Below are 16,822 nucleotides of genomic sequence, written 5' to 3'. Positions count from 1 at the left end.
GATGACGGTTTTTTATTGGAAAGATTATTAGATTCGGGTGAGCTTTCACGTTCAATCGACACTCTTTCTCTTTCAAACGACTATCTTGCTCTCTCAGCTTAGAACCTTACACTCAAATCAGCATCCTATGAGCGTTTACCCAGATACTTCCAATTCTCCTGACTTACAATTGTATTCCTGTCTTATGTATTGAGTAAATAAATACAAAGAAAGAGGCTACCCGTCATTCAATTCTCACTGAATTTCTAGATAGCCTCTTTACTACTTATTTAATCTTAACTGTTCGTTTCTCTTCAACAGGAACGGAGACATATAGTGTTTTCGTTTTTGTATCATAGAAGTAAGAACGTTTTGTAGCATTTACAGCTTTAAGCGTGTTTACAGCTTTATATTTATGGTTAGCCGCTTGAACTTTTTTCGGTTGATTTACATTGTTTAATTTTAACGTGAATTGTGTTAAATCAGATTTGAAATTCTGTTTAAGAACTTTCTGATCAAACGTAATTTCATTTTTCTTGTTTACCACGGTAAATTTCGTTTCGTTAAATTTCCCTGATTGGTAGTCAAGAGTCTTTGCATCATCTTCATAGAACGTGTACTCCGATTTATCTGTTACATACGTGTCTAATGTTAGATTAGTTAGCTCATTTTGATCTGTGTATTGTTGAACTTCTCTCGTAGGTATAATGCTGTTTTTCTTCACGAAAATCGGCATTGTTTCTAGAGGTGCTGCAACAGTAATTGTTTGTCCACCTTTATACTCCACTTTTGAATTGAAATCAACCCAAGTTTCGCCTTCAGGTAAGTAAACTTCACGAGAAGTTTGACCTTCATTAATAACTGGTGCAAGCATCATGCTATCTCCAAACATATATTGATCACTAATATCGTATGTGTTTGGATCTTCTTGGAAATGATAAACAAGTGGTTGTTGTACAGGTTTACCAGTTTCAGTTGAATCTTGGAAAGCATTGTATAGGTAAGGAAGTAATTGATATCTCATTTCAATATATTTCTTAGAGATTTTCTCAACTTCTGGACCAAACGCCCAAGGTTCTTGACCTTGTTTCACTGCTGCTTTTGCATCACTATCATAATGAATACGTGCAAACGGTAAGAATGCACCAACTTGAATCCAACGTGCAAAAAGTTCTGCATCTGGACGTGAAGCAAATCCACCAATATCATTACCAACGAATGAAATACCAGACATACCAGCATTCATATTCATAGGAATCGACATTTGTAAGTGTTCCCAGTTACTTACGTTATCACCTGTCCATAGAGCAGCGAAACGTTGTGTTCCTGAATACATATCACGTGTTAAAACAAAAGGACGTTCGTTCGGCTTATGCATTTTGAATGCATCGTAAGTAGCTTCTGCTTCGTCATGTCCGTAAAGATTGTGGTACTCCGTGTGAATAATTTTATTGTCATCATAGCCAAAGTAATTATCTAAAGGCATTGTATGATTATAAATTCCACCATCTAAAAATACAGCTGGTTCGTTCATGTCATTCCATATACCATCAATACCTTCATCAAATAATACGTCATGATTTTTTGCCCACCAGTCGCGAACTTCTTGTTTTGAGAAGTCAGGGAAAGCTGAGTCTCCTGGCCATACAGGTCCAATGAAAGGTGTTCCATCCGCATTTTTTGCCCAGAAGTCATTTTTAGTTCCTTCTTGGTAAATACGATAGTTTTCATCTTGTTTTACAGCTGGATCATTAATAGCGATTGCTTTAAATCCTGGCATAGATTTTAATTTCTTAAGAGCATCCTTGTATTCTTGAGTCCAAGTAAATACACGGTATTCATCCATATAGTCAATGTCAAAATGCATGGTGTCTAATGGAATTTCTTTGTCTCGATATGTTTGAGCAACATCTGTAATTTCATCTGCTGTATATCCCCATTTACTTTGGTGAAGACCTAGCGTCCATTCAGCAGGCATTTCCATTTTTCCTGTAATTTCTGTATAACGATCAAGTACGTCTGATACTTCTGGTCCGTACATGAAATAATATGTTAGCTTCCCACCATTTGCATAGAAATAGTAGTAGTCGTCTGATTCACTTGCCATTTCAAAGTATGAACGATGTGTGTTATCAAAGAAAATACCATATGCTTTTTCATTTTTTAACCCCATGAAGAATGGAATCGACGTATAAAGATATTTTGTATCTTTCGTATATGAGTAAGCATCTGTATTCCAGTGCCCAATACTTTTGCCTCGTTTGTTAAATTCAAGACCAGATTGTTCACCAAAACCATAGAAGTCTTCATTTTTATCGGTTTTCTTGAATACATAGGGCTTGCCATCTTCATAACCTGAAGCGCCACCTGCTCCCATGTAATCTTCATTAATCACATTGCCTTTTTTATCCGTAAACTTAATACCAAAAGGAGTTTTTTTGATGGTCACATTTAATTCTTTTGTAGAAATTGTGAGACTATCTTTGGAATCTTTCGTGGAGAATTTAGGAGTTTTCCATTGCGTTTTTGCGATTCCGCGAGAGGTATATTCTTTTTCCCCTTTTTTCACAAGAGAGATTTTAACTAAGTCATCTGCGAACACGCGAATATATGCTTCATTTGTTCCTAAGTCTAGCTTTACTCCATCGTTTAATTTTTCAACTGACTTGACGGAAAGCTTTTGTAAATTTTCTTTCTTTAATGGTGTATCTGCTTCTGGCTGAGTTACAGCTGCCATTGCAGTTGTTAATGCTGTTGAGAGGGGAAGTATTAAAGCTAAAGCAAAAATAACGAATACTCTCAACAATTGTTTACTGTTTTTCATGTATGCACCTCTTCTTTTTTATTACTTGTAGAAATATAACGAAGACATGAACCAACCGTCAATGAATTCAAACATGCAAGGACACCTTGAAAACATTGGTGTCGAATGACCTAACCAGTTGTCACTTCAGTGTGTTAAAGTACTAACACACTAGATGTAAGCAGTTCCATTTAAGATTTAAAAAGAACCATATGAACTAGTGAGTTATCAAGAAACTACTACTTATTATTCTCCTATAATATTTACTATTTGTTTAAATCGAATTTTAAATTTGGTTATAAATGGCATGAGAAAAACAGTCAATTTAGGACATGATAATTCATTGAAGAAACAAATCTAAAGGGGTGCTAATAATATGGCGTTGGAATGGTTTAACAGAGTAACTGGCGAACTTCAAGAACAGCTGGAATCTATTTGTGAAGAGTATGACCAAATTGGTCATATGACGATTGATCAGAGCACAAAACATCCACGCATCGAATTTTTTGTGGATACGCTAAATGGCGAAAGAGAATACTTTTGCACCCTATTGTTCGATCCTCATAATGAAGAATTCTATCTTGAAAGCTTTGATGTAGAATTTGAACAACCAGCAAGAGTTATTCTTGCTGATATTGAGGATGTTATCGACGCTGTTCATGAAAGCTTTCATGCCTTTTTAAACGGAGAACATGAAATGTATTATGTGGATGAAGCTGAAGATGGTGATGATGAGGATGACGATGATTCATACGAGATTACTGAGATTGAAGATGAAATAAATGAGGTTAGTGTTTCAGGAATCGAATGGGAAACTCCAGAAGTCACTGCCTTTTATATTGAAGATGAAGTGGAAACAACCTATCAATTTGGGGTTGTTAGTGCTACAGGTGAAGGTGTCTTACGGAGGGTAAATCGACTTTGGACTGATGATGAAGTCTTCAAAGATGAAAGTCAGTTCACCTTCGCAAAAGAAGAAGCGAGCACCATTATCGCTATGATTGCGAGTCATATGGACGATTTGCCTGGTTTTGAAGATATGATTATTCAGTAAACAAAACAGTAGGTATTGAATGGATGTCTACAATACCTACTGTTTATTAATTTGAAGTAATAAAACTGATTCTTTGACTTTAAACACTAGCTAATTGAGGTTTAAGTCCTTCTTTTACCATCTGCATAAAATGATGTTTGTGATCAGGATGACATGCGATTAAATAAGGTTCCCTGTTCATGCCTATAAAATCATTTCCTTGAAAATCAACGACTATTCCTCCCGCTTCTTTCACCATTAATATGCCAGAGTATAGATCATCACCTTCCGAGTTATATAGAATGATTCCATCTATATCGCCTTTTGCCAACATACACCACTGTAAAGTTGGAGCCCATAATCTCATCATGCGTTTTGAATTAACATCTATGTAATGTCTTAAACGGACTGCTTTTTCATCATTTTGAACTGCATGTCCTTGTATCCACCCTACAGTAAGTCTATTCACATTTTCATTCTTTTTGATTTTTATTATTTTGTTATTGCAAATGAACCCTCCATTTAAACTAGAAATAAATAGTCGGTTTACCATCGGCTCATAAATCACACCCAGAACAGGTTCTCTCTTGTATAAAAGAGTAATGGACACTGAAAATACGGGGAAACCAATAGCGAAATTATTGGTTCCATCTAGTGGATCAATCATCCATAGCCAATCACTTTTTAACCCATTATCTCCAGCTTCTTCACTATGGATTCTGTGATCAGGAAACGCTCGACTTAATTCATTTAAAATAACGCCTTCTGCCAAATGATCGACTTCGGTTACTACATCACCAAAATCATCTTTTACTTCAATACTATATGATTTATCAAATCGATCTTTCGCTATATTTCCTGCTTCTATAATGACTTTACTGGCAACTTCTTGCGCTCTGATTAATGTCTCTTGCATATAGACCTCCCGAGAAATGTTGTATGTTATTTTTATCGTATCATATTATTTAGAGAACATTACCAGAATTTCCTATCCAATTTATGAATATGTATAAAAAATGAGCGACCGATACAAAATCTCGGCCGCTCTGTTTCGTTTTATAAAGCCTATCCACTTTTTATTCAATCTCCATCTTATCTAAAAACATCACAAATTCAGTGTTTACATCAATATTGGTATACCCGCTACTATTATAAGAACCATTACCAAACGATACTTCATTTTTCTCGTTGTACGGAACCCAACCAAAGTGCATGGATGAATTCGAGAAAAATGAATTGAAAAACATATCAGGCTGCTTGGATAATAAAAATTCTTCATGAGAGTCTATGACTGAAACCCATTCCTTAGACAATTGACTCACACCGTAAGATTTATTGTTTAATGCTACATTATTATCTAATTGGATTCTTGGACTATAATCTTCAACACCATCTGTTACATAAAATGATCGATCTCTTATCAAAAAGAACTTTATATGATGAACTTGATCTTCATTCTGTAAATTCCACACAAAATGGAAAGTAGAAGGATCATTTTCGTCAATTTTCCATATATGTGGTTCACCAGTGGTACTAATAGATCCAACATTCCATTTCCGATTTTGCCATACCCAATAACTTACCCCATTTTGATTTTCAGCAGAAATAAATGGAACAAATACATGCTTCTCATCCAATTGGATGGTGTCTTGAATAACCTCAACTTTTGCTTCTGGAAAGATAAGATTCATCTCTTTCGATAATTGTTCATGATTAGGGAACGAAGTCGGGTTTGAATAAACAAACCAATAAATGAAAAATCCAACCAGTACACTGACAGGTACTCCAATTACGATAAGCAACCTTTTTTTCTTCATTCTAGTTTCCTCCCTTAATCAGTGAGTGCTCAGAACGAAAGTATAATTGCTTATTTTTAGTTGAAATGAGTATACCTTTTCCATCCTTTTCTAAATAAACGACCGTCTTCAAGCCACTTCCCCATTTAGTCGAAAATCCAATAAGTTGATAAGGAAAACGTTCGACTACTTTCTTGGAATGTTTATTCAACTCCATCTCAAGATACCATTCATGACTTTGAACCAATTCATCACTTAAAAATGGAGTTTGCTTTTTAAGCCGCTCTTTATCTAAAGAGCTATCTTTAGCAGATGGGTGAATATTTACGACTGAAGCATTTTCAATATTTGAAATATAGGTTTCAAATTCACTTTCGGGATAAATGAAATGATTAAAAGGTAATGCCAGTAGTAACGCGATTAAAAAGATAAAATTGGCGTAAAAACCTAGCCATGCAAATGGTCGATATAATTCCCACTTTTTGCTCTTATTTTTAAATACTGCATACAAAATCCAAACTCCAAGAGGTAAAATCGGAATTTTTATATAGCTATTAAACATCTGCCAATTAATTGAAAAAGTAAAAAACCCTATAAATATAATCAGTAGAACCTTCCACAATGTTGGTCTCACTTCTTGCTTGGTATATAGAAAATTGGTTAACCACCCAATTACAATCCAAGCTGAAATCGTCGCAATCAATTCAATGATGTTCATACTCTCCAAGAAGTTCATTCCCCTTAATTCCTTTTTTCTATGTTGGAGTCAAATAGTAAATAGATAGATTAAACTCCTATGATTCATTTCGACACCATCTAAATATTCACCTTCCAAAATTTTCATTTAAAATATAATAGGTTTTCATTACCCTCCAAAAAATAATCAAAGAATCTATAATCAAAAAGAAGCGACCGAAACAAAATATCGGCCACTCTTGAATTTCTATACAGTTTCTAATGTCGATTTCATCATACCTATTTATCAACGTGACCACTTCAGTTATATAATTCTCCGACTCACCTTTTTCCCATCATACATATACACCATCGGTTTATTATCTAGAAAAGTCTCCATATAAACGGGTCTTCCCCATAATTGATAAATATACGGAAGCACATTTTCTAAATACTGTGGGTCTAGTTCAGTTCCTTCATAGCCATGTTTTAAATACAACTCTCCATTACGTGAATAATCGCCATCATCTACGACAATGTACGGAAAGCTTCCGTTCACACGCATGGAAACAAGTCGGTCACGTACATGTTCATAATCTTTATCTGTCACGATATATTTTCCATCCTTTTTCTCGAACAAATAAAGATCCTCTTGCTTCACCAAATCTTTTGTTAAGTAGTTTCGAATGAAAGAAATATCAGATTCAATTTCTCGTACTTCAAACATTTTCTCTCTACCTGACTGAGGCTTAACCCCTAATCTCAACATTTCCTCAGAAGGTTCGTTGTATCTTCTTTCAATATCTTCATAAATTTTCAGCCCTAAGTAATAGGGATTGATACTTGTTTTGGAAGGCTGCACAACATTTGCGTTTAAAAGAGAAAATTCAATTGCCTCATCCGTCGTTAAATCCATTTCTCGTAATATTCGCTGATGCCAGAAAGTTGCCCAACCTTCATTCATGATTTTCGTCTCGATTTGTGGCCAAAAATAGAGCATTTCTTCTCGCATCATTGTTAAAATATCACGTTGCCACTCTTCAAGTTCAGTACTGTATTCTTGAATAAACAATAGAAGGTCTTTTTCTGGACTAAGCGGAAATTTTTTTCTCTTCTTTAAAATCTTTTTATTGTCAGGTTCCTTATAATCAATTCCCCATAAATCGTCATAAGGCGTTTTCCGTACAGTGATCTCATTTTCCTCATCAAGTTCTTCGTTGTGTTTATGCTTAATTATCGAAGGGTCAATATGTTCCTGGATGGCTAATGCAGCGTCTAAAAACCGTTCGACCTCTTCTTTCCCATGAATCAATTCATAATTCATAATTCGTTCAGCCGTTGCAGTCATGCTTTCAACCATATCGCGTCTTGTATTAGAAAAGCGGACATTGTTTTTAAAGAAATCGCAGTGAGCAAGTACGTGAGCAATGATCAGTTTGTTTTGTGTCAGACTGTTCGTATGCAGCAAAAACGCATAGCATGGATCCGAATTAATGACGAGCTCATATATTTGGCTCAATCCTAAATCATATTGAAGCTTCATCTTATGAAATTGCTTCCCGAAACTCCAATGAGAAAAACGTGTCGGCATCCCGTATGCACCGAATGTATAAACAATATCTGCTGGACAAATTTCATAGCGCATTGGATAAAAATCAAGGCCAAATCCCGAGGCAATTTCCGTAATTTCAGCAATCGCACGATGAAGCTCTTTATCCATCAACTTAATCCCTTCGCGTGTTATTTTTCTCCTTTTTGAAAAAATCGTTTCATTGCGTGGTAGACATCTTGTTTTTCTCTTAATACATAATGACGAAACTTATCATTTGAAATCCCTTTATAGACGGACATTAAAGTCGAATAGCGACCATGCACATTTACTTCTCCATATCCAAACATGCTCGAAACATCCATTAATTCATTGACTAGCTTTACACATTTCTCATTGTCTCTCGTCATATTTTCCCCGTCCGAGAAGTGTACAGGGTAAATATTAAACCTAGATGGACTGTATTTTTGTTCAATGAGTTCAATTGCTTTTTCATAGGCTGAGGAACAAATGGTTCCACCGCTCTCCCCTTTATTAAAGAAATCTTGCTCCGAAACCACCTTGGCTTCTGTATGATGAGCAATAAATTCAATTTCAACGGTTTCGTATTTCGTACGTAAAAATTTAGTCATCCAGAAAAAGAAACTGCGAGCCATATATTTTTCAAAGACACCCATAGAAGCACTTGTATCCATCATTGCTAAAACAACTGCTTTGGAATCAGGTTTAATGACATCATTCCATGTTTTATAACGCAAATCATCATTATGAATTGGGGAAATTTCAGCTTTCCCTTTCGAAGCATTTCGTTTGATAGCGGTTAAAATCGTACGCTTTTTATCAATATTCCCCATAAGACCTTTTCTGCGAATATCATTAAACTCAATCTTTTCAATGGTATGATCGGCTGTTTCCTTTTGTTTTAAATTCGGTAATTCCAACTCTTTAAATAAAACCTCTTGAAGTTCTTCGAGCGTCACTTCAGCTTCATAATAATCTTGGCCGGGTTTGTCGCCCGCTTCCTTACCTTGACCCTGACCATTTTTCCCATTGTTAGGATCACGTGCCAGGATATCGCCTATTTGACTATCTCCATCGCCTTGACCGACATGTTTTGACTGATCGTAATTGTATCGAATTTTGTATTCATCCAATGAACGTATCGGGATTTTTATCACATCTCGTCCATTTGACATGATAATACTTTCTTCACTAATTAAATCCGGCAAATTATTTTTAATGGCTTCTTTTACTTTGTCCATGTGACGTTTCTGATCTTGGTATCCTTTTCTGTGAAGCGACCAGTTTTCCTGTGAGATGACAAAACGATTATGTTGGTTTTCGTTCATTTCCATCCACACCCATCTTTTAATAGAAGCTTTTAATTTCCTTATCATATGCACGGACAATCAAGTTATGAACATGTCAGGGCAAATAAAAAACAAGACTAATGAAAAATAATTAGTCTTGTTTCTATCATTTTATCGGTTAAGCAGACTTCCAACGTATCGCAATAATTCATTCGCAGAAATCGAATTGTACCCATGCTCATCTATTAATCGCGCAACCACTTCGTTTACTTTTTTCAGTTGTGACTCATCAGGCGTTTTCGATGAAGTGGTAATTTTCACGACATCTTTTAAATCCGCAAATAGTTTCTTTTGAATCGCTTCACGCAAACGTTCATGTGAATTATAGTCAAAGCGTGTGCCTTTTCTTGCATAAGCAGACAAACGGATTAAAATTTCTTCGCGGAATGCTTTTTTCGCATTTTCTGAAATACCAATTTGCTCTTCAATCGAGCGCATTAATTTTTCATCTGGCTGCATTTCTTCCCCAGTAAGTGAGTCTCTCATTTTGTTTTTATTACAAAATGCTTCCACATTGTCGAGGTAGTTATCCATTAACGTAATAGCTGATTCTTCGTACGAGTAAACAAAGGCTTTTTGAATTTCCTTCTTCGCAATTTCATCATATTCTTTTCGCGCAATCGAAATATAATTTAAATACTTTTCACGATCTTCTTGTGAGATCGAAGCATGTTGATCAAGTCCATCTTTTAATGAACGCAAAACGTCTAGTGCATTAATAGAAGGTACTTCTTTGCGAATAATGGCTGAAGAAATCCGGTTGATGACATAGCGCGGATCAATTCCATGCATGCCTTCAGTAGGAAACTCCTTCTTCAACTCTTCAACATCAAGTTGGTTATAACCTTCCACGTTTTCCCCATCATACAGTCGCATTTTTTTGACGATATCAATGCCTTGTTTCTTAGGCGTTTCCAGTCTCGTTAAAATTGAAAAAATAGCCGCTGTTCTTAGCGCTTGAGGTGCAATATGAACATGCGTCATATCACTTTCTTTAATCATTTTTTCATAGATATGTTCTTCCTCACTCACTTTCAAATTATAAGGAATTGGCATAACGATGATTCTTGAATGAAGAGCCTCGTTCTTTTTATTGGAAATAAACGAATGGTACTCGGTTTCGTTCGTATGCGCAATAATTAATTCATCGGCGGAAATTAACGCAAATCTTCCAGCTTTGAAATTACCTTCCTGTGTTAACGACAATAAAAGCCAGAGAAACTTTTCATCTAGTTTCAACATTTCTTGAAACTCCATCATTCCTCGATTCGCTTTATTTAATTCGCCATCGAACCGATAAGCACGAGGGTCTGATTCAGAACCAAATTCGGCAATCGTTGAGAAGTCTATGCTGCCGGTTAAATCAGCGATGTCTTGAGATTTAGGATCGGACGGGGTATACGTTCCGATTCCGACTCGTTTATCCTCGGAAAAGAAAATCCGCTCAACTCGCACATCTTCAATTCGTCCACCATATTCTTTTTCTAATCGCATCGCATTGAGTGGAGACAAGCTCCCTTCAATATGAATGCCATATTCCTCGAAGAAGTCTTTGCGCAGCTCGTGAGGAATTAAATGAAGAGGATCTTCATGCATGGGACAACCTTTTATAGCGTAAACCGCACCCTCATCTGTTCTTGAATACTTCTCGAAGCCTCGTTTAAGCAAGGTAACAAGAGTCGATTTACCACCACTTACAGGACCCATTAAAAGAAGAATCCGTTTGCGAACATCTAATCTTTTGGCAGCTGGATGAAAGTATTCTTCCACGAGTCGTTCAAGTGCAGTTTCGAGTCCAAATATTTCATTGCCAAAAAATTGATATCGTTTCTGTCCATCTTCTTCTGTAACTCCAGCACTCTTAATCATATTGTAAACCCGTGAGTGAGCGGTTTGAGCAACTTCTGGTCGTTCCTTCACAATGGCTAAGTAATCGGAAAATGTGCCTTCCCACTTGAGTTTATTCTCTTCTTCTCGGTAGCTTTTCACCTTATTTAAGATGTCCATACTTTTCCCTCCATTCAGGGGTTGGTTTATTTATAGTATGAGTGGAGGGTTGTGATGATGACGAAGAAATGCGAAGGGGTAGTGAAAGGTAGAGAGCTGAATTTTTTCGGTTACGGGAGTTATCAATCAAACTGGAGATTTATTAATCAAACATGGGATTTATCAATCAGAATCAAAGTTTTCCGTGAAATGATTTCCGTTTCAGACGGACGCGTTCCGCGGGCATGGCTTCAGTCTCCTCGTCGCTTCAAAACACCTGCTCCTGCGGTTACTCGTCGCAAAGACACTGGCTTTAGCCAGCATCTTTTCTGCGGTGCCTTCAGCTCATGCTATTCCCGCTGGAGTCGCCGTCTTCCACTTCAATCCAATATCAACTTGAAAAAGAATAAACTAAAAAATAGAATTAATTTGGGAAAGTTTATGTGTTCCTTTCTTGATTCGGTATAAAGTTTATTGGACAACTCCACTTACCAAAATGACAATCCTCCAACTAAAGCTAAGTTGTTTTCTAATTTCTCTATGTTAAAATAATTTTATCAGAATTTACCAATAGATAAGGTTGTGTGTTTATGGAATGTATAGGTTGTAGGTTAGCGAACGAAAAAGAACCGGTTTATGTTGTGTTTGAAGATGACTATATTAGTTGTTTCTTAGATCATGAACCATTCAATGAAGGTCATGTATTAATATTGCCGAAAAGTCATATTCTCGACGCCGATGAATTAGATGAAAGTACAGCCGATTCAATAATGAAAGCTTCTATGTTTATTTCAAAAGCGATTAAAAAACTGTATAAGCCTGATGGAATCACGATATGTCAAAATGGTGGGGTTTTTAATGAATTGACACATTATCATATGCATGTGGTTCCAAGATATAAAGACCAACCATTCGCCACTTTCTACATGGAAGGTGAACAGATTTTAATAGAAGACCCGGCAAAATTGAGAGAAACACAAAGTAATTTAAGCGAAGCTATTCGAGAAGTAATAGGTTCTAAGTAGTAAATATTAAAGGAGTAATCATCATGACACTCAAAAACGTATTACAACATTCAAATTATATTAATTCAAAGGCAGAATACTTAGGTGAAGGGGCGTGGCATCAAGCTTGGAAGTTGACGGGCGACCAACACGAACCACTTGTTTTACGAATACCTAAAAAATTCGCCTACAACAAAGAGGTTCCTTACGATGAAGCAGCTTTAAAAGCAGAATATGGTGGGACTGATCTTTATTATCGCTCTGTGAATCAAGTCGTACCCGGTGCTGCCCCTGAAATGTTCGTATACCATGTATCAGTAGAGTTAACCTATACCATCGAATCTTTTGCAGGAAATCATGTGAATTTACATACATTAAGTAAAGACGATGCACTAGAAATGGGTGAAGTAATTGGTCAATTATATAGGGAAGTTGAACAGGTTGATCATGGTCTCGAAGGATTGGGATATTTAACATGGAATAAAGAAAGAGGTCTACATGGTCATTTTTTGAGTGATTTCCAAGAATTCATTGAAGATGAATGTAAAGAAGTAATGGATGACTACCATGAATTGTCACTAAAGAGACCCATTTTTGACAACCCCGATTTAAGGGATGGCATAAAAAAGATCTGCGAAACTCGTTTAAAAGCAATCAGCCATCCCGTATTAACAAATCAAGATGCATCTCCAGAGAATTGGTTAATCGATAAGGGGCAAATTAGACTCATTGACCCTCTTCCAATCTTGTATTTTGGCGAAGTAATGGCAGGAAACTTTTTAAATTTGTATGAAACGTTATTTGTAGAACTCTCACATACGGAACGCTATAAAAAGCATCAATTTAATGAGTGCCAAGAAACATTAAAGGGCATTGCGGATGGTTTTGTAAAAGGTTATTGTGCACAAAATCCCGATTCAATTGTGATCCTAAGAGGAGAACAAATGCTTCAAGTATTGGATTCAGCTGTGAATCACGTTCGTATGTTGGAAGAAGGATTAAACGAAGAACAAATCATCCGTTATGGGTCTAAAGAAGATGTAGGAGAAAGATTGTCTGTTTTTCATGATAAGTTAATTGATTTACTAAAATTCACCTGAACTTTTCTAATTTCCGGGTTGAGTCAAATATCACTGTGGATGGCAACAAAAAGGGCTGTCAATTAATTATAATCTGACAGTCCTTAACCAAACACTATAATTTAAATCCATTATTCCATTCCCGTTAAATTGCTCTTTGCATAAATGTCTTCAGCTGACATCTGTGTCCATTCTTCTAATGAGACGTCGGGATTTTCCATCAAAAAACTCTCCATAATTTCATAACCAATTTTGTAGTTGGACAAGGGGAGAATCCCTTTACCTCGGTTACCAAAGAAGAAATCTGACCAAACCTCATAATCAGCTGAGTTTAAATTCTCATTGAAAATTTTCCATGACTCTTCTTTGTAGTATCCTTTTAATGGCTTGACCCACGGTACATCAATGCTTGGATACATTTTTTTCGAAAATGCTTCTGCCTTTCCCTCTAATACGACTTTTTCAATCAGTGTATCTCCTACTTCACTTTCCATCGCAACAAGATGATGATATTCATGTGCGATGGTATGTTTTATGTCTATTTCAAGAAATGAAGGGTCGACCAAAATGATCATTGTATATTTGTTAAACGCCTCGCCAGTCACATAATTCACCTTTTTAAGCGATGATTTATTTTGCGGAGTTGATGGTAAAACATAAATGAACTTATCTTCTCCAGGAAGCAAATCTGATGATTCTTTTAGAGCTTCAATTACCAATTCGTTTATTAATGTTTTCTTTTCCGTTAAATTCTCCAATAATTCGTCCATAGCCTCCACATCTTTAGGAGGTGTTAACATCCAATGTTTTAAACGTGGGATTCCCATATCCGAACTAACTTGTTTTACAATTGCTTCTTCATAAAGTTCATCAATATTGTCTGGTTGTTTTTTGGCACTTTCCAAAAATCCTTCGAATTCATCATAATAAGTAAAGATTTTAAATTCTTGTTCCTTATGTTTAAACACGATCGGATTATCGTCCATCTCAGGTGTTGGACTCTTTACTTTTTCTGTCTCATTACAACTAATAAGTAAAAATGATAAGCTAATTATTAACGCAAAAGAACTAATTTTTTTCAACAACTTTCCCTCCTACTCTTCTTTTGATTTTTAATGGCGACGGCATTTTTCATCCTGTATAGAAGTTCATAATTATGATTTCTTATAAAAATAAGGACCACATTCTGTTTCATGAGTATGAATATAAGTCCAAGAATAATCTTCGTCTGCAACAAAAATGTCTTGTTCCTTTTCAAAATCCGCAGCGGTTATACTTGAAGCATTTTCAAGCTTATAGACTAAATCTAGATGTTGATAGAAAGCAAAACAGTTTTCTTTTTTCATGTTATTAAAAGCAACTATTGAATCTTCTTTTTCAATACAATCCAAAACTTCATAACTAAAAACGTGCCAAAGAAACGATTCAAATGAGATTTCTTTTTTCATTTCTTTAGGAATAGTTTTTGTAAATTCACTCTCCCACTTCTCTTTAAAATCCTGTCTTTCACCAATCAATTCAGTTACAATTACTCCTTTTTTGGTCAAATATTGAACAAAGTCTGTTCTTTCTTTCGCAAATTCTGCAGCTATTAAGACATCTAATACTTTATCTTCGGGAAGTTGGTCAATAATTTTATTGATTTGCTCTTTATAAGACGAAAACATATAAATATTCCTCTCCAGTCAATCAAAGTTGTATAAGACACTTTCATTATTTTAAAATGCTAGTTAAATAATTGGTTTTAAAGGTAAATTCTACTAATTACTACGAAAATAAATGCAATAGGTTTCAATAAACTTATATTGAAACATACATTATTATCAATGCTATAATTACATAATAATGGGTTTTATTTAACGGAGGTCGAATATGAAGGAAACACTTACAATATTACATACGAATGATTTGCATGGTCACTATGATTTAGCACTTAGACAAGCGGCGTTAATTAAAAAGAGGAAGCAAGAGTTATTGGACCAAGGAGAAAATGTGATTGTTTTAGATGGCGGTGATCATATGGATTTGAGCATGAATGAATGTTTAGCTACTTCTGGAGCTATCCATCTTGAAATGCTTGCTGCCACTGGTTATGATGCGATGACAGTTGGAAATAATGAACTGTTGCGTTTACCTATGGAAAGAATTCGAGAACTCAGTCAACAATCCAAAGTACCTTGGCTTTTACTTAATATAGAAGAAGCAGATGGCTCACAAATTGGTGGGACAAAAGAGACATTATTACTTGAAGTTGGGGAGCATTTAAAGATCGGACTTTTTGGAGCTACTGATCAATTTGAAGATACCTATGAAAAGAAGCACGGCTTGCGCAATAAAAATACGGTTAAAGAAATCGAGCTTGCAGTTGAGAAGTTAAGAAATGACGGAGCTAACCTCATTATTTTCCTATCACATATGGGTTATCACACAGATTTAGGGCTTACCAAGGAATTATCCGGGCTAGTTGATGTCATTGTTGGTGCACATAGTCATACCGTATTGAACCAGCCAGAATTTGTTTCTGATATCGTCGTCGTACAAGCAGGTTCTTTTGGAAAGTATTTAGGTGAACTAAAAGTTACTGTGGATACGGATCAAAAGAAAGTAGTTGATCATACAGGTCATTTAACCGAGATATCAATGGATGATGTTAGCGATCCGGAATTAAGTGAGATTGTAGATAGAGCTCGAGTAGTTACGGATAAATTTTTATCTGAAATTATCTACAACTCTGATGATGATATTATTCACGAAGAATTAGTAAAGTTAATGGCTCATAGCGTCAAAGACTTTTGGCAATCTGACATTGGAATTATGTATGGAGGGGCTGCTTCTAGCGGAGTAGCCGGTGGGGATATCACAAAAGGTGATATAGTAAATGCATGTAAGAGTATGCAATCCTCGGCACTAATCGAATTAACAGGTGAACAAATTGCTGGTTTACTAAATGAGACTCTAAATGAAGAAATCACAAATAGAAAAGTGTATGGGAACGGTTTCCGCCCTCAAGGTGGGAGCATTGGAAAACTCCAATTTGCTGGTGTGATTTGGACCGAACTCGATAACAATATTTCGGACATTCAAATTAACGGGGAACCCATTGATTTTAGTAAGACCTATACAATTGGAACTGGCATGCCTCTTGTATATGAAGAAGTAAGCGGATATCCAAGTGTTAATGGAAATAAACTAATCGACTACTCCAAAGTGTTAATGGTTAAAGATATTTTTATTGACTACTTAAGGAAATGCCATAGTGAATAGAAAAAACCGTTTTTTTATTTGGTACAAAAACTAAATTAAACATACAAATAGAGCTCAAATTCGTAAATGATTTGAGCTCTTTAAAAATACACAAGTATCAGGAATAGTTTAATAACTAGAAATAAAATATTAATTTGACCCTAAATGTAACTATCGAACATTCAAAAATAGCCAAAAACATATGTGTTTGTACCATGTCTTATTAACTAAAGCATCCGTTAGTTAAGCAAGGAAATTTATGCTTCGCTAGTTTTAGCGATTGTTTCTTTGTATTTATTTAAAGC

At 35.6% G+C, this 16,822-nt stretch carries 14 protein-coding genes; 5 read left to right on the top strand and 9 right to left on the bottom strand.

All coding sequences use genetic code 11. The features are described 5' to 3' along the window. Nucleotides 1-265: 265 nt before the first annotated feature. Nucleotides 266-2,803 carry a glycoside hydrolase family 31 protein gene (locus ACHUE4_RS08200; protein ID WP_394188887.1) on the bottom strand — a complete coding sequence of 846 codons (2,538 nt, stop codon included), beginning with the start codon at nt 2,801-2,803 and terminating at the stop codon, nt 266-268. Between the two features lie 355 nt (nt 2,804-3,158). Between ACHUE4_RS08200 and ACHUE4_RS08195 the strand changes: the two genes are divergently transcribed. Next, nucleotides 3,159-3,836, top strand: a complete 678-nt coding sequence (locus tag ACHUE4_RS08195) for a hypothetical protein (protein WP_394188886.1) — start codon at nt 3,159-3,161, stop codon at nt 3,834-3,836. Between the two features lie 79 nt (nt 3,837-3,915). Here ACHUE4_RS08195 and ACHUE4_RS08190 read toward each other — a convergent pair whose 3' ends face one another. The 6 genes from ACHUE4_RS08190 to ACHUE4_RS08165 form a co-directional block, all read right to left on the bottom strand. After that, complete coding sequence (locus ACHUE4_RS08190; RefSeq protein ID WP_394188885.1) at nt 3,916-4,731, bottom strand: inositol monophosphatase family protein; 816 nt, start codon at nt 4,729-4,731, stop codon at nt 3,916-3,918. 160 nt (nt 4,732-4,891) lie between these two features. Further along, nucleotides 4,892-5,632: a hypothetical protein gene (locus ACHUE4_RS08185; protein ID WP_394188884.1), complete on the bottom strand. Its 741-nt coding sequence runs from the start codon at nt 5,630-5,632 to the stop codon at nt 4,892-4,894. Nucleotide 5,633: 1 nt separating this feature from the next. Further along, nucleotides 5,634-6,329, bottom strand: a complete 696-nt coding sequence (locus ACHUE4_RS08180; RefSeq protein ID WP_394189090.1) for a hypothetical protein — start codon at nt 6,327-6,329, stop codon at nt 5,634-5,636. 282 nt (nt 6,330-6,611) lie between these two features. Further along, nucleotides 6,612-8,006 carry a SpoVR family protein gene (locus ACHUE4_RS08175; RefSeq protein ID WP_394188883.1) on the bottom strand — a complete coding sequence of 465 codons (1,395 nt, stop codon included), beginning with the start codon at nt 8,004-8,006 and terminating at the stop codon, nt 6,612-6,614. Between the two features lie 20 nt (nt 8,007-8,026). Next, a complete protein-coding gene (gene yhbH / locus ACHUE4_RS08170; protein ID WP_394188882.1) occupies nt 8,027-9,184 on the bottom strand; it encodes a sporulation protein YhbH in 1,158 nt (385 codons plus the stop codon). Nucleotides 9,185-9,316: 132 nt separating this feature from the next. Next, nucleotides 9,317-11,212 (bottom strand): PrkA family serine protein kinase, encoded by a 1,896-nt coding sequence (locus ACHUE4_RS08165; RefSeq protein ID WP_394188881.1) that lies wholly within the window; start codon nt 11,210-11,212, stop codon nt 9,317-9,319. Nucleotides 11,213-11,266: 54 nt separating this feature from the next. On the opposite strand from ACHUE4_RS08165, the gene ACHUE4_RS08160 reads away from it, so the two are divergent. From ACHUE4_RS08160 to ACHUE4_RS08150, 3 genes are all read left to right on the top strand, one after another. Beyond that, nucleotides 11,267-11,659: a hypothetical protein gene (locus tag ACHUE4_RS08160; RefSeq protein WP_394188880.1), complete on the top strand. Its 393-nt coding sequence runs from the start codon at nt 11,267-11,269 to the stop codon at nt 11,657-11,659. Nucleotides 11,660-11,781: 122 nt separating this feature from the next. Continuing rightward, complete coding sequence (locus ACHUE4_RS08155) at nt 11,782-12,216, top strand: HIT family protein (protein WP_394188879.1); 435 nt, start codon at nt 11,782-11,784, stop codon at nt 12,214-12,216. Between the two features lie 23 nt (nt 12,217-12,239). Then, nucleotides 12,240-13,295: a hypothetical protein gene (locus ACHUE4_RS08150; RefSeq protein ID WP_394188878.1), complete on the top strand. Its 1,056-nt coding sequence runs from the start codon at nt 12,240-12,242 to the stop codon at nt 13,293-13,295. A 110-nt stretch (nt 13,296-13,405) separates the two neighbouring features. Here the strand turns inward: ACHUE4_RS08150 and ACHUE4_RS08145 are convergent, their stop codons facing one another. Next, a complete protein-coding gene (locus ACHUE4_RS08145; protein ID WP_394188877.1) occupies nt 13,406-14,356 on the bottom strand; it encodes a DUF2268 domain-containing putative Zn-dependent protease in 951 nt (316 codons plus the stop codon). A gap of 72 nt (nt 14,357-14,428) precedes the next feature. Next, nucleotides 14,429-14,941, bottom strand: coding sequence for a DUF4275 family protein (locus ACHUE4_RS08140; protein WP_394188876.1), 513 nt, complete (start codon nt 14,939-14,941; stop codon nt 14,429-14,431). A gap of 205 nt (nt 14,942-15,146) precedes the next feature. Here ACHUE4_RS08140 and ACHUE4_RS08135 point away from each other — a divergent pair, with 205 nt between their 5' ends. Next, nucleotides 15,147-16,538, top strand: a complete 1,392-nt coding sequence (locus ACHUE4_RS08135) for a bifunctional metallophosphatase/5'-nucleotidase (RefSeq protein ID WP_394188875.1) — start codon at nt 15,147-15,149, stop codon at nt 16,536-16,538. Nucleotides 16,539-16,822: the final 284 nt, after the last annotated feature.

The organism is Paenisporosarcina quisquiliarum (assembly GCF_043641925.1).
GTDB classification, from domain to species: Bacteria; Bacillota; Bacilli; order Bacillales_A; family Planococcaceae; genus Paenisporosarcina; species Paenisporosarcina quisquiliarum_A.
Note: the sequence above shows the minus strand (reverse complement) of the source record. Positions and strands in the feature narration are given on the sequence as shown.